This window comes from Cytophagaceae bacterium, from assembly GCA_016722655.1.
Classification (GTDB): domain Bacteria; phylum Bacteroidota; class Bacteroidia; order Cytophagales; family Spirosomataceae; genus Leadbetterella.
The window spans coordinates 2,971,243-2,985,711 of sequence record JADKIR010000004.1; the positions used below are offsets into that span (position 1 = coordinate 2,971,243).

Annotated in this window: 16 protein-coding genes; 7 read left to right on the top strand and 9 right to left on the bottom strand. The window is 37.3% G+C overall.

The features are described 5' to 3' along the window. Positions 1 to 89 precede the first annotated feature (89 nt). Positions 90 to 2,336 (top strand): TonB-dependent receptor, encoded by a 2,247-nt coding sequence (locus tag IPP61_13415; protein MBL0326157.1) that lies wholly within the window; start codon positions 90 to 92, stop codon positions 2,334 to 2,336. Here the strand turns inward: IPP61_13415 and IPP61_13420 are convergent. After that, the gene (locus IPP61_13420) at positions 2,326 to 3,690 is read right to left on the bottom strand and encodes an FAD-dependent oxidoreductase (protein ID MBL0326158.1); all 1,365 of its coding nucleotides are present in this window, start codon (positions 3,688 to 3,690) and stop codon (positions 2,326 to 2,328) included. The two genes, IPP61_13415 and IPP61_13420, sit on opposite strands and share 11 nt — an antisense overlap. Positions 3,691 to 3,838: 148 nt before the next feature. Between IPP61_13420 and IPP61_13425 the strand changes: the two genes are divergently transcribed. The 3 genes from IPP61_13425 to IPP61_13435 all read left to right on the top strand — a co-directional run bounded on the left by IPP61_13425 (position 3,839) and on the right by IPP61_13435 (position 6,407). Further along, positions 3,839 to 4,495, top strand: coding sequence for a hypothetical protein (locus tag IPP61_13425; protein ID MBL0326159.1), 657 nt, complete (start codon positions 3,839 to 3,841; stop codon positions 4,493 to 4,495). A 14-nt stretch (positions 4,496 to 4,509) separates the two neighbouring features. Beyond that, a complete protein-coding gene (locus IPP61_13430; protein MBL0326160.1) occupies positions 4,510 to 4,863 on the top strand; it encodes a Dabb family protein in 354 nt (117 codons plus the stop codon). A 74-nt stretch (positions 4,864 to 4,937) separates the two neighbouring features. After that, positions 4,938 to 6,407: a glycoside hydrolase family 30 protein gene (locus IPP61_13435; GenBank protein ID MBL0326161.1), complete on the top strand. Its 1,470-nt coding sequence runs from the start codon at positions 4,938 to 4,940 to the stop codon at positions 6,405 to 6,407. 167 nt (positions 6,408 to 6,574) lie between these two features. On the opposite strand, the gene IPP61_13440 is transcribed toward IPP61_13435, so the two are convergent. The 8 genes from IPP61_13440 to IPP61_13475 all read right to left on the bottom strand — a co-directional run bounded on the left by IPP61_13440 (position 6,575) and on the right by IPP61_13475 (position 11,253). Next, positions 6,575 to 6,919, bottom strand: coding sequence for an alkylphosphonate utilization protein (locus tag IPP61_13440; protein MBL0326162.1), 345 nt, complete (start codon positions 6,917 to 6,919; stop codon positions 6,575 to 6,577). Between the two features lie 263 nt (positions 6,920 to 7,182). Beyond that, complete coding sequence (locus tag IPP61_13445; GenBank protein MBL0326163.1) at positions 7,183 to 7,881, bottom strand: sulfite exporter TauE/SafE family protein; 699 nt, start codon at positions 7,879 to 7,881, stop codon at positions 7,183 to 7,185. Positions 7,882 to 7,884: 3 nt separating this feature from the next. After that, positions 7,885 to 8,277: a hypothetical protein gene (locus IPP61_13450; GenBank protein MBL0326164.1), complete on the bottom strand. Its 393-nt coding sequence runs from the start codon at positions 8,275 to 8,277 to the stop codon at positions 7,885 to 7,887. Then, positions 8,274 to 8,777, bottom strand: a complete 504-nt coding sequence (locus IPP61_13455; protein MBL0326165.1) for a rhodanese-like domain-containing protein — start codon at positions 8,775 to 8,777, stop codon at positions 8,274 to 8,276. Before IPP61_13455 ends, IPP61_13450 begins: the two co-directional genes overlap by 4 nt. Positions 8,778 to 8,939: 162 nt before the next feature. Continuing rightward, positions 8,940 to 9,914: a permease gene (locus IPP61_13460; protein MBL0326166.1), complete on the bottom strand. Its 975-nt coding sequence runs from the start codon at positions 9,912 to 9,914 to the stop codon at positions 8,940 to 8,942. 54 nt (positions 9,915 to 9,968) lie between these two features. Then, entirely contained in the window at positions 9,969 to 10,340 is a 372-nt protein-coding gene (locus IPP61_13465; protein ID MBL0326167.1) for a rhodanese-like domain-containing protein, read from the bottom strand. A 1-nt stretch (position 10,341) separates the two neighbouring features. Then, complete coding sequence (locus IPP61_13470; GenBank protein ID MBL0326168.1) at positions 10,342 to 10,581, bottom strand: TM0996/MTH895 family glutaredoxin-like protein; 240 nt, start codon at positions 10,579 to 10,581, stop codon at positions 10,342 to 10,344. Between the two features lie 372 nt (positions 10,582 to 10,953). Next, entirely contained in the window at positions 10,954 to 11,253 is a 300-nt protein-coding gene (locus IPP61_13475; GenBank protein MBL0326169.1) for a winged helix-turn-helix transcriptional regulator, read from the bottom strand. A gap of 217 nt (positions 11,254 to 11,470) precedes the next feature. Here IPP61_13475 and IPP61_13480 point away from each other — a divergent pair, with 217 nt between their 5' ends. The 3 genes from IPP61_13480 to arsB all read left to right on the top strand — a co-directional run bounded on the left by IPP61_13480 (position 11,471) and on the right by arsB (position 13,694). Then, entirely contained in the window at positions 11,471 to 12,100 is a 630-nt protein-coding gene (locus IPP61_13480) for a protein-tyrosine-phosphatase (GenBank protein ID MBL0326170.1), read from the top strand. A 3-nt stretch (positions 12,101 to 12,103) separates the two neighbouring features. Further along, complete coding sequence (locus IPP61_13485) at positions 12,104 to 12,436, top strand: winged helix-turn-helix transcriptional regulator (GenBank protein ID MBL0326171.1); 333 nt, start codon at positions 12,104 to 12,106, stop codon at positions 12,434 to 12,436. A 199-nt stretch (positions 12,437 to 12,635) separates the two neighbouring features. Further along, on the top strand, positions 12,636 to 13,694 hold the full coding sequence (gene arsB / locus IPP61_13490) for an ACR3 family arsenite efflux transporter (GenBank protein ID MBL0326172.1): 1,059 nt from the start codon (positions 12,636 to 12,638) through the stop codon (positions 13,692 to 13,694). Positions 13,695 to 14,469: the final 775 nt, after the last annotated feature.

Here is a 14,469-nt window from a genome sequence, read left to right on the forward strand (position 1 = left end):
AAATTATTTGAACTTGTATAATGAATCATGAGATTTATCATACTAAAAGGTTATTTTTGAGTCTATTTTTGATTGTCAAACTCCTTTAAATGATTCAAAAACTATTCTATTTTTTCTTTGGCATTATAGTCTCTTTTTCTTCTCTTGCCCATAAAGGGACATTGGTGGGAAAGGTTAAGGATCAAAAAAGTGGTATCAATATTCCGGGAGCGAGTATTTCATTGAAGGATCAGAAACTTGGCACTGTCTCTGATGAATTTGGATATTTTAAAATATCAAATCTTGAGCCGGGAAAATATTGGGTTGAGGTCTCGTTCGTGGGATATGTTTCTCAAAATCAATTTGTTGAAATTAAATCTGATGAGACTACTTTCATCGAATTTTCCATGCCGGAAAAACAATTTGAGCTTAATGAAGTAAAGATTTCGGCCAGCAATCCACAGAAACAACAGGTTATTTCCAGCCTTGACATTCGTACCCGCACCATCAATAACTCTCAGGAAGTACTCAGAATTATTCCCGGAATTGTGATTGGTCAGCACGCTGGAGGAGGCAAAGCTGAGCAGATATTTCTCAGGGGTTTTGATATTGACCATGGCACCGATATCCAACTCACCGTCGATGGAATGCCCATCAATATGGTGTCTCATGCACATGGACAGGGTTATGCCGATGCCCATTTTATCATTCCAGAGCTCATTGACAAAGTAGATTTTAAAAAAGGTATGTACGATGCCGAAAAAGGGAATTTCTCTACCGCAGGCTGGGCAAATTTTAAAACCAAAAGCATCCTTGATCAAAATTTTGCCAAAGCTGAAGCAGGTATGTTTAACACCTGGAGGTTGGTTTCCGGTGTTAATTTGCTCAAAAAACAAAACCAAAATGCCTATTTGGCAACAGAATACAATTATTCGAATGCCTATTTTGATTCTCCGCAAAAATTTAATCGTCTGAATATTTTTGGGAAATATCATAACCATATTTCGAAAAATGCCAATCTCACCCTCACCGGCTCTACATTTTGGAGCAAATGGAATGCCTCAGGGCAGATTCCCGATCGGGCAGTGGCAGCCGGTACAATCGGATTTTATGGTGCCATTGACCCCAATGAGGGCGGACAAACCAGCCGAAATAATTTCAATGCTGAGTTGGTCACATTAACTCGTAATAATCATGTATGGAAAAATCAGGTTTGGTTTTCAAATTATAACTTTGAACTATATTCCAACTTTACTTTCTTTTTCGAAGACCCCGAAAACGGTGACCAGATCAGACAAAAAGAGAAAAGAAATTTATTCGGGTACAATTCCAATTATGCGTTTTCTCATCATTTGGGAGGTAACCAGAGCACCTTAAATTTGGGTTTAAATTACCGGCACGACCTCACCAAAAATTCCGAGCTATCACATACCTTAAACCGTGAAATCCTTATAAATGCTATGATGTTGGGCGATGTCAATGAGGCTAATTTGGGTCTTTTTCTGGATGAAACCGTCCAACTTGGCTCTAAACTTTCAGCCACCGCCGGATTAAGGTTTGATTATTTCAAAAATTCATATTTGGATAAATTGCAAAACAATAAATCTGAAAATGCCGGGGCTGCCATATTTTCACCGAAGTTTAATTTATATTTTACCCAAAACAAAAATCTGCAGTTTTATTTAAATACCGGAAAAGGTTTCCATAGCAATGATACTCGGGCGGTTGTACCTCAAAACGGCCTTGAAATCCTGCCTGCTGCCTATGGTTCTGATTTGGGCGTAATACTCAAACCCGCTCCCAGAATGGTACTGAATGCTGCTCTATGGTATTTATGGCTAGGTCAGGAGTTTGTATATGTGGGTGATGCAGGAGTTGTGGAGCCATCAGGCAAAACTCAAAGGAGTGGGGTGGATGTTTCGGTTAGATATCAGATTTACAAAAACTTATTTGCCGACTTGGATGCCAACTGGGCAAAACCCCGTGCGATAGGGGAGGCAGAAGGCGAAAATTTGATACCCCTGGCTGTGAAATTTACAAGCATTGGAGGTATTACCCTAAAAAATGAATTCGGTTGGAACGGTAGTCTTCGGTATCGATATGTGGCAGATCGACCCGCCAATGAAGATGGGAGTATAGTTGCTAATGGCTATTTTGTGAGTGATGCTTTGATAAATTATTCCAAAAAAAATAAAAGCATTGGACTTTCGGTTCAGAATATTTTCAATACGAAATGGAAGGAGACACAGTTTGCCACGCTCAGTCGCCTGAAAAATGAAACCGATGCGGTAGCGGAGATTTGTTTTACACCAGGAACGCCATTTAATGCCAGAATTGTTTTCAGTATTATTTTTTAAATATTTCCAAAATCTTTTCGGCTTCTCTTATACCGCTCAAATATGCCCCATGCGTAGTTGAGAAATAGTCTTTTTCGGTATGTTCTCCTGCAAAAAACAGTTTTTGATTTACAGTTGCCGCGAGATCATCAAAATGACTCATCTCTGTTTCAACCGCAGTGAAAGAATATGCACCATAAGCATTTGGATTACTTCCCCATTTTGTCCTTAACATTTGTGTGGGTTGAGGTATAGAAGAGCCATAAATATCTTTCAAATGGATCATAATTTGGCTGATAACTTCCGCATCACTCTGTTTTTCAGTTGCCCGGGCGGCATCGGCGTAAGCAAAGGTCATAAGTGCGTTGGTTTCAGGATGGTATTTATTTACATTAACAAAATAATTAAACCGGTCCGGGACGTCAGGCGTGTAGGTAATATATTGGACGTCATCCCAAAATGCTTTTTCCCAGGTCAGTAAAAACTTATTCACACAATTCATTCCTATTTTTTCGATTGCATTTAGTTTGTTTTCAGGAAGTTGCGGTGAAAATGAAATCACTTTGTTTTTTAAAACACCGAGGGGTATAGTCACAATTACACGGTCGGCAAGGCTTTCTTTGCCATTATGTGTTACTTTAATTTTTTCTCCCGAATAATCGATTTCGGTGACTTTTTGATTTAGTTTAATATCTAAGTCATTTGCCAGATATTCCGGTATTTTGTCATAACCATTGGTTGCGATTTTTTCCACACTTCCAAATATCTCTCCTTCATCATATAGCAATGAAGATAGTTGAAACAGGTCACCGGTATCAAATGTGACATAGGCAGAGAGAAAAAATTGCCATAACCGGTCATTGAAATATTCCGGGAAATTGCTTTGAAAAACTTCGCCAAAACTCTTTTCCGGATTGCCTTTCTTCGTCAAAGTATCCATGATTTCATAAAACCGTGTTTCAGTAGAATCAAATAAACTCCCGGATCTTTTTCTTCCGCCTATATCATAAGACACGATGCTTTCTTCAACCGTTTCGAAAGTAAGCATACCCGCCTTTTCGGCAAGATCAGTAATCGGATTTTTTTTGATGCCATGAATCCAACTTGCTCCCTCATCGAAATCTATTCCTAAAATACGGTTGGTTCTGGTTCTTCCTCCTATTTTTTCCTGAGCCTCAAGTACTCTTACATCAAACCCATTTTCTGAAAGCATTTTTGCAGCAGTCAATCCCGAGATTCCGGCTCCAATGATTATCACTGAGGTACCATTTGGCACAATAAATTTATCCTTGCATGAACTCAGATATGAAGCAAAAAGTGGTAAGGATAAGCCATATTTCAAAAATTCACGCCTTTCTAGTTTTTGTAATTTCATTATTTTTTCAAAGCAAGCATAACGAAATCCAAAGGATATGAATTGCTTTTCACCCATGATTTGTCGAAAAAAATACTTAATGTATCGAAATGATACAATTAAAATTTAAAATTTTTCCGATATTTGGGAAACTATAATTTTTATCAAAGTGAATTACAAATTGAATCTTTCATTATTTATTTTTCTTTTTTCAATTTCCGGTATTTCTGATGCTCAGGAAAAACATTCGGCACCCATACCGGTGGAACTAATGGCGGGAAATGAAAGGGTATTTTTCCAGATGGTTTTACAAAAGGATTTTAAGGCGGGAGGAAAACTCGGGTATTTCAATATCTCAAATTTTCAGGCAGCTTATAATAATTCTACAGAAAACAATGAATTTATCAGTCAAAATCTCCTTACTTACTCCATTGGAAAGGGTTTTGCCCTCACGGGTGGTTTGGTGATGAATTCAGTTTCGGGTTTTCGTCAAATACTTGGTGTTCAATACGTTTATGCAAGTCCTAAATGGTTGATTGTGAGCGTACCTGATATAGATTTGCAGGACAATCATAATATGGAAATTATGAATCTGGTTGAATTCAGACCTAAAATCAATGATAAATGGACACTATATACCCGGGCTCAGGGATTGTATGTGTATGATCCCAAGGAAAAACACCATGCCAGAAGTTTCTTTTTGGCGAGGCTTGGTTTGCAAAAATCAGCCTACAGATTTGGGGTAGGCATGAATCAGGATTGGTATGGCCCTGATAAGTTTAATAAGCCCAATTATGGGGTTTTCGGTATAGTTTCACTTTTCTAAATATTTACAAAAAAATGAAATCAAAACTTCTTCTGTTATCCCTTATTATGATCTTTACGGTGGCATTTGCCAAACCTAAACCATTTTATAAACACGCAGTTACGATTACCTTTAAACCCGGTACCACTGCCGAACAAATTGCCGAAGTGGATAATTCTTTTAAAAGCTTAAAAAAATTAAAAGTTGTAAAAGGCTATGAATGGGGGATAGTTGATGATAAAAAGGCCATAAAACATGTTTATATTTTTTCTTTCGAAAAACCTGAGGACCTTAAAGTGTATGCCGAGTCACCTGAACATCAGGCACATATAAAAGTAGGTGCTGAAAACGTGGAAAGTGTAAGCGGGTTTCAGTATTTTGTGAAATAATAAGCCGAAAAATGGATTTTCGGCCACCATAAATCTTAAATTTCGGTTTTGTTTGAACATTTATTTCAAAAAACATGAAAAAGTCATTCATAATTTTCCTGAACCTACTTTTAGTAATGCAGGTGTATTCTCAAAGTAAGATTACCAGGATTTCATCTACGAAGGATTTTCAGTGGAAAACCTCCAACGAAAAATTTTCAACCTTGAAAAATGGCTTGGAAATAGATGCAGAGATATTGATAAACAAACCCTTACAGGTAATTGATGGCTTCGGGACTTGTTTCAATGAACTCGGTTGGGCATCGCTTTCGCAGCTTAAACCTACAGAAAGAGAAAACATTATGTCAGAGCTTTTTGCTCCCGGAAAAGGAGCCAATTTTACGATTTGCCGTATGCCGGTAGGTGCCAACGATTTTTCACTAGATTGGTATTCCTACAATGAGACTCCGGGCGATTTTGAAATGAAAAATTTCAGCATCGCTCATGATGAGAAATATCTGATTCCTTTTATAAAAAATGCACAAAAATATAATCCTAAGCTAAGCATTTGGGCATCGCCCTGGTCGCCACCTATCTGGATGAAATATAACAAGCATTATGCTTCAAAGCCCATATCGCAGAATGTGCCGGAAGAAATGAAAAAGAAAATCAGAGATGAGTGGGGGATGGATTTTACAGGTCTCAGCAATGGCCTCCAGCCTGATCAGGAGGGTTTTGAGGGAACTGATATGTTTATTCAGGATGAAAAATATTTCAAAGCTTACAGTTTGTATTTTTCAAAATTTATTGAAGAATACCGGAAGAAAGGCATCAAAATCGGGATGGTGATGCCTCAGAATGAGTTTAACTCGGCTCAGGTATTTCCGAGTTGTACCTGGACGGCCAAAGGGTTAAGCAATTTCCTTACCTATTTGTCGCCAGCCATGAAATCTAAAAATGTGGAGGTATTTTTCGGCACTATGGAGCGGGCAAATCATCTGCTCGTCGATACAGTTTTAACTGATTCCAGGATTGGTCAAAACATAAACGGAGTTGGTTTCCAGTGGGCTGGCAAAGGTGCTATTTCGGCGATTCATGATAAATATCCCAATTTGAAATTGTATCAAACCGAGCAGGAATGTGGCAATGGCTACAACGACTGGAAATATGCCAAATATGCATGGAGTCTCATGAAACATTACCTAAGCAACGGTGCCAATGCATATATGTACTGGAATACTTCCCTAAATGACGGTGGCCGCAGCACCTGGGGCTGGCATCAGAATTCATTGATAAGTGTCGATCCAGGAGACCACAGCTATAAATACAACTATGAATATTATCTGATCAAGCATCTCAGTCATTTTGTAAAACCGGGGGCAAGAAGATTAGAAACCAAGGGGCAATTTTCTGAAGTTCTGGCATTTCAAAATCCCGACAAATCCATAGTAATAATGGTGCACAATGATAATCAGGAAGTAAAAAGAGTTAATTTCGCTATAACCGGAAAATTCTTTAGTCCTGAATTGGAGGCAGACTCTTTCGCTACATTTTTTATTAAATAGAATTTGAAAAAATAAATTCAAAAAAAATGTGACTTTTTTAATTTACTTAAGTCTTAGCATTTTTTTGAGTTGAATTATATTTTTGCTCTTAAAATATTTAAATCGCAATCTATTTGAAGTTTTTCAGACTTGGACTAAGTTTTTTATAATTTCTAAGTATAAAATCTTTATGCTTTTCGTACAAACTCCGATTTTAAGCCCATAGATCCAAATCCATCAATCTTGCAGTCAATGTTATGATCACCATCGGTCAGGCGAATATTTTTTACTTTCGTACCGGCTTTTACGGGTTTTGGAGCACCTTTTACAGGTAAATCTTTAATTACCACCACGGAGTCACCATCTTTGAGTTCGTTGCCATTGGAGTCCAAAACTTTCAAAACGACATCTCCCGATTCCTCGGCGGCATCTTCAGGATTCCATTCATGAAAACACTCCGGACATATCAAAAGACCATCGGAAGGATATACATATTCAGACTTGCACTTGGGGCATGGAGGAAATTCAGACATTTAATAGTGTTTATTATTGAGTTGCAAAATTACGAAAAAAAAGATGGAATCAGTACGGACAATAATTTTGTAATATTTTTTTGGAAAATCGAAAATTGTTATTATATTTGATTAAAGTTGTGTGGATTTAGTAGCGGGAATCTCCGTCTCCTTTGGGGGCGGAGATTTTTTCATAATAAATGTTTGGATATTTCGAGTTCTTGTGGTCCCAAAAAGAATTATTTTGAATTTATAAATTCAGGTTGTTGAATATAAAACAGACGTTAAAGAACAAAAATGCTGATATAATATAATCCGGTCAGTATAAATATCACACCTGCGGCTTTTCGCATCCAGAGCTCAAACTTTGTAATTGCCTTAAATATGCCGACTATTTTTTCAATGCTAAATGCGATAATAAAGGCAAAGAATATTACAGGGAGGCCGGTTCCTAATGAGAAAACTACTGGTAATGCCAGGCCTTTGGCGATGGTCATAGGCATAAGCATACCAAAAAATAACGCTCCGCTATAGGGACAAAATGCCAGTGCAAATAATGCCCCAAGTAGGAATGAACCTAAAAGTCCCTGTGTTTTGAATTTTTCTGAAAACTTATCAGTCAAAGAGCCTCCTTTAATAAAATTTAGTTTAATGAAATCTAGCATAATCAAACCCAATATGACCAGTACAGGCCCCAATAATCTTTCACCATAGGTTTGGAACAGTTTGGCTACATGAAATTTACTGGCTCCAAAATATATAACCGAGCCCAAAGCTGTATAAGAGGTCATGCGGCCCAAAGTATATAAAAGTCCGCTGATTAAAACTTTATTTTTGTTGCTGATGGTCTTGGCAATAAAGGCGGTGGCCGAAATGTTGGTAGCCAAAGGACAGGGTGCAATGGCAGTAAGCAAGCCCAAAGCTAGTGCCGCCAATAGCGGAGTTTCCTGATTTTGAGCCAGCTGGTTCAGATTTTCAAACATTCTCTAGTTCTTCGAAAATTCCTGAATTTCCTTCAAAAGGTCGGCTTTGAATTTTGCTTTTTCGCCCATAGCATACATAAAAGCAAATGAAGTAAGATCTTTTCGTTTTCCTGTTTTCGGATTTACCAAAAACAATGCTGTACTGGTGGCTTCAAATTTCTCCGCCAGTTTTTCATTTTTCTTTTCATCTACATTGATAAGTTTGAATGGGATGCCCCCCTGGGTTTTCAGGACTTCTTTTGTAAGTTTTTCTATTTCAAGACAGGTTACGCAGCGGTGCTCATTGTGAAATTGGTAAATTTCAATAGATGCATTTTTTTTCTGAGCAAAAGAAAGATTGAATACGAAAAGAAGGATTCCTGTTATTATCAGCGATTTGGAAGTAAGATTTTTCATTTTTGTACTTTTTTACAACATGATTTTGCTTGTGCCTGATTGTCAGACTTACACTCTTTTTTGCATTCTGCTCCACTCGATTTACAACAAGCGTTTGATTTTGGTGCAGCTACAGCATATCCGTCAGCAGACCATTTTACTATTCCGCCATCCATGTGAACCATGTTTGTATATCCGTTTTTTTCAAGTACTGCATAGGCTTTTTTACTTTTATTTCCGGTACGACAAACCAACACTACCTTTTCATCTTTAGGGATTAAATTAAGGTTTGATGCCAAAGAATCAATCGGGATATTGATGATATTTTTTACATCATATGTCTTTTCTGCAAATTCGGAGGGAGTTCTTAAATCAACCAATAAAACATTCTTTTTGGCTAATTTTTGAGCTTTTTTGGTAGAGATCGTCTTTACATTTTCAGTTGGAGCTGTTTGTGCCCATATCTGTCCTGAAACAAAAAGGAAAACGATTAGAAGTATTCCGTTGGTTTTGATTTTCATTTTTTTATAAGTTTATTTTTTTAAGTATTTAAAAATTAGGTCTTTAATTTATTTCTATTTTTTCTGATAAAATAAATAACCAGAAACAAAATAAAGGAGACTTTTAAGAGAATTATCAATCCAAAAATGTTAAACATTTGCTAATGACCGGGTTAAGGTTTTTCATAATATCATATTGAATAAATACCCTGAAACTATTATAAAGAATGCCACCACCGAGAAAAATATGCCTATCAGTTTCCAGGTCATTACTTTTTTAAGGAGCGTGGCCTCTGGTATCGAAAGCCCTACAACTGCCATCATAAATGCAATGGCTGTACCAATGGGAATGCCTTTTTGTACAAATACCTGAATCACAGGCAATACCCCGGCTGCATTGCTGTACATGGGTACTCCCAAAATCACTGCGACAGGCACGGCGAAAGGATTGTCTTTCGAAATATACTGCTCAAAAAAGCCCGTCGGGATAAACCCGTGCATCAAAGCACCGATTCCGATACCGACAATGATATACCAAAATACACTTTTGATGATTCCAGTAGCTTCCCTGAAAATCTCGGGTAATCGTTCAGTGAAATTTTTCTTTTCTTCGTCAAATTCCCCTTCTTTTTCTGCATTGGCCAAAATGCCCTGCACCCATGGACTCAGATATTTTTCGAGATTCAATTTACCAAGTACCAGCCCTCCGATCATTCCCAAAAGTATGCCGCTACTAACGTAAATTATGGTGGCTTTGAGCCCAAACATACCCACAAATAAGGCAATGGCCACCTCATTGACCAGAGGCGAGGTAATCAGAAATGCAAAAGTGACTCCAAGAGGGATGCCGCCTTTTACAAAACCAATAAACAATGGTACCGAACTGCAGGAACAAAAAGGCGTGACCGCCCCAAATGTGGATGCAAGTAAATATTCGAGTCCGAAAAGTTTGTTACGAGAAAGAAAGTTACGGATTCTATCCACCGGAAAGTAGGAATTGACCACACCCATGACCATAGTGATCAGGAACAGAAGAATCAATATTTTCAGGGTATCATAAACAAAGAAATTGAGAGCATCGCCCAGCTTGCTTCCCTGTGCAATACTGAAGATCCGGTAAATGAGCCAATCGGCAAAATATTGAATCCAATCAAACATATTTAGTAAAAATCACAATTGGAAATTAGCTTAAATCGCTTGTCTATAAATAGTTTAATGCGAACAACAACTTACCGAACCTTCCGGAACCGTTGTATCTCCTATGGCCGGAAAACCACGCTGCAACCAGCGAATCATCCCATGTTTCATGTTAAAAACTTTGGTGTATCCGTGATTTATCAGAAAACCGGCAGCTCTTAGACTTCTTGTTCCGTTTTCACAAACTGTTACTATTTGTTTATCCATTGGGATTTCCTGATATCTTTCCTCAAATTCACTTAGAGGAATGTGAATAATATTTGGTATATCAAAATCCACTATTGCCACTTCATTGGGTTCACGAACATCCACTAAAATCGCTCCGGCATTTATCCAACCTTGTGTTTTTGTCGGACATTTTTCTTCTACTAAAGTTTGAGTTTCCATTTTATAAATTAGCGTGTATCAATTCTTTTATTTCTTTAATCTCAGCCACTCTTCCTTTTATTTTGGCCACCTCATTAATCATTAAAACTGGAGTAGTTAGGACATTGTATTTCATCATTTCTTCAATGTCTTCAATTTTTATTACTTCGGCATCAATCCCGGTTTGTTTTACGGCTTCAACTGCATTGTTGTAAGTCGTTTTGCATTTTGGACATCCCGGACCTAAAACTTTAATATTCATTTACTGTTAAACTTTTAAAGATTTTTAAACTAAAAAATAAGCTTTTATTCTACTTTTAAATGGCATTTTGCTTAAAATAGAAAATACCCTATTATATACTTTGTGTCGGCTGCCGCCTGGGCCTTCATTTTTTTTCGAAAAAAACGAAGCAAAAAAAACTGCACCCTGCAAACTCACACACTCAAAATTCTCAAAATCATTTATTTTTAAAAACAACTTTCCTGCAATGAGAATTTTGATTGTGTTCAGACAGTGCAGGCTGTTATAAGGTCACATTTGATTTATTCTTTCCGTTTGACGATAATATTCATTTTAATCTATTTAGTATTTCGTAAAATTACGAATGATTGTATTTTAAAAAAATGACTCCTGTCACACTTCAAAAAACTCTTTATACAAAGCTTTGGCTTCTTCCCAGTTGGTTTTGTTGATACAATATTTGATAGTAGGCGGATTAATGGTGCCCTGAATCAATCCTGCTTCTTTGAGTGCCGTCAAATGTTGGGATACTGTGGAATTGGCAATAGGCAATTGACTCGAAATGTCTCCGGCAAAACAACTACATTGTTTTTCAAGAAAATTTAAAATAAATATCCTTGCCGGATGTCCCAGGGCTTTGGAATATTGAGCCAGCTTTTCTTCTTTCTCTGTATATGTGAGCGATTTTGACAAAATTTCTAAAATTGTTATTCGTAAAATTACGAATGAATTGTGTTTTCAAAATATATTTCTCTGATAATTACAATTGAGTAAAAACTATATAGTAATATTGCAATATAGTTTTGTTGCATTTAACAATTAAGATGAGTGAAACTTTAAATTTATCTATCATTATTATTACCACCTGATGCTCATCTGGATTCAAATATTATTAATACATTTTATGAATATGACCAACCCATTTAATCCTTATCTGGATAAATACATCAAAGCCAATGTGCTTGATTTTTCGGAAATTCCTGCCGATAGAAAAGAAGACCTTGAAAAGATTGCTGCTTTTGTAGAAAGCAAAATTAAAAAAGGAGAGATTGCTGAATTGGTGTATATCTGCACGCACAATTCCCGCAGGAGTCATTTCGGACAGCTATGGGCAGCCACCGCAGCCGCTTATTATGGAATTGAAAACATAAAGACCTACTCTGGTGGTACTGAGGCAACTGCCTGCAATGAACGCTCAGTAGCTGCTTTATTGAGAGCCGGATTTACAGTGCAAAATTCCACAGGTGGCAGCAATCCCGTGTATCATTTTCAGTATTCCGAAAATGGCCCCAAACAAGTGGCATTTTCTAAAAAGTATGACGATGCGGCCAATCCCAAAAGCGGTTTCTGTGCCATAATGACCTGCTCAAGTGCCGATGAAGCTTGCCCGGTGGTATTCGGAGCTGCGGCACGGGTTTCTACCCAATACAAAGACCCCAAGGCTTTTGATGGCACCGACAAGGAAGCTAAAATGTATGATGAAAGATGCAAGCAGATAGCCACTGAGACCTTTTATGTTTTTTCATTGGTAAAAAAATAAACGATGGGCGTAACCAAAACTGATAATTATTTGCCGGAGCATAACGACATGGGCAATTTACTCAAGGCTTTAGCTCACCCTGCACGGGTGGCCATTCTTGAGTATCTCATGAATATTAATACTTGTATCTGCGGAGATATTGTAAAGGAGCTCAATCTGGCTCAACCGACAGTTTCGCAACATCTGAAAGAGATGAAGCAAGCCAGAATCATCAAAGGAACGGTAGAAGGTAACGCCATCTGTTACTGTCTCGATGAGGACACCCTAAAAAAGCTCAGAGATTATTTTGGGAGTGTTTTGAATATCCTTGAAGGGAAAAAGTTTGATTGTTGTTAATATTAAACCCAGATTACGCATTAGGAATTTATTCCAAAGAAATCTGAATCATGACTGCTTCGGTTCTCATTTTTCCGTCCTCAATGTGGTTTTTACCACATCTGCGGATGAAAAATTCCGAGCCTTGCATTCATTTTGTCGTATTTCTTTTCATAAAAAAGCCCAATGCGTAATCTGGGTTAAAAAAAACTAAAATTGTATGTCAGCCAATAATTGTGCACCGGTAGTGGAGCGGAAAAAGCTCGGATTTTTGGATCGATTCTTAACCTTATGGATATTCCTTGCCATGGGCATCGGTGTAGCGATCGGGCACTTTTATCCTGGGTCTTCTGATTTTATTAACTCTTTTTCCAGTGGTACGACCAACATCCCTTTGGCCATAGGATTGATATTGATGATGTACCCGCCTCTGGCAAAGGTAAAATATGAAAAAATGGGGGAGGTGTTTTCCAATGTGAAAGTGCTGGGTACTTCCCTCTTTCTCAACTGGATCGTGGGTCCCATCTTTATGTTTTTTCTGGCCATTACGTTTTTGGCCGATTATCCCGAATACATGATTGGCCTTATATTAATTGGTCTGGCACGATGCATTGCTATGGTGGTAGTATGGAACGACCTCGCCGAAGGCAACCGGGAGTATGCTGCCGGATTGATAGCCCTCAACAGTATCTTTCAGGTGTTACTCTACAGTGTTTATGCCTATATTTTTATTACCGTTTTGCCTCCTTATTTTGGGCTGACCGGACTTGAAGTCAACATCAGCATTGGCCAGATTGCCGAAAGCGTGGGCATTTATCTCGGCATCCCTTTCGCACTGGGATTGATTTCGAGATATATAATCCTCAAAACCAAAGGGGAAGAATGGTTCAATACACGTTTTGCTCCCATTATTTCTCCCATCACTTTAATTGCCCTATTATTTACCATTGTGGTAATGTTTAGTCTCAAAGGCGAGCTTATCGTGCAGATTCCGATGGATGTGGTCAGAATCGCCATTCCACTAGTGATATATTTTGCGGTGATGTTTGTGATGAGTTTAATGCTGGGCCGATATTTCGGTGCCGACTATTCCAAAAGCACCTCTATAGCCTTTACCGCCACAGGCAACAACTTTGAGCTGGCCATAGCTGTAGCTATCGGAGTTTTTGGGATCAATAGCGGTCAGGCATTCGCCGGGGTGATAGGCCCCCTGGTCGAAGTTCCCGCCCTCATAGCCCTGGTCAATCTTGCGTTTTGGTTTAGGAAGAAGTGGTATTAATTAAAATAAACTTTTTACAAATTAGGAAATAGATTTAGGGTAATTGAATTTAGCTTTTTAAGTGGTGATAGAGAAAAAATAAATTACTCTTTTCATTGAAAATGGTTAAGTTATATATTTTCAGATTTAATGGAAAAGTTGTTAAATAAATAATTTGATCTTCAATGTAATTATTGGAAGTAATAAATTCTTTTTGATTAAAAAACTGAAAGGTTCTTCGCTTTATTCAATTCCTTACAAGGCCCATTGGATTCAGGTACCAGGTTGTTTACGGGTTTAATACTTTTCAAATAGGTAAACATGGTGTTAGTTGCTTTGTCAAAATTCAGGAAGTAGAAGAAGATAGTTTTTAAAACCCTCATTAGATCAATGGGGGTTTTTTAGTTTATAGTTATTAAAGTGATATCATATTTTTGAAATAAATTATTTATGGTGGTTTCTGAAACACTTACTTTTTATTTTTATTAAATTCAATACATATATATAGGTAAAAAATTAATCAAAAATTTTCCATACAATGATGCCTTTTTGGTTAATCCTAATTTAATTTCTTCCATTTTTAACATTTGGCATTCATAATATAATGGAATATTTTCCATATTATGGAAGGAATTAGTACTGTGCCAAAATATGGAAATTGACATAAGTCAATTGTATTTTTTTTGAATGAATAATGTAAAGTATTGATAAACAGTAATTTGTTAAATTTTTTTTGAGGAAATATCAAATTTCGGCATGATTGTTGTATCCATTCAATCAGTGATAATCTAAATGG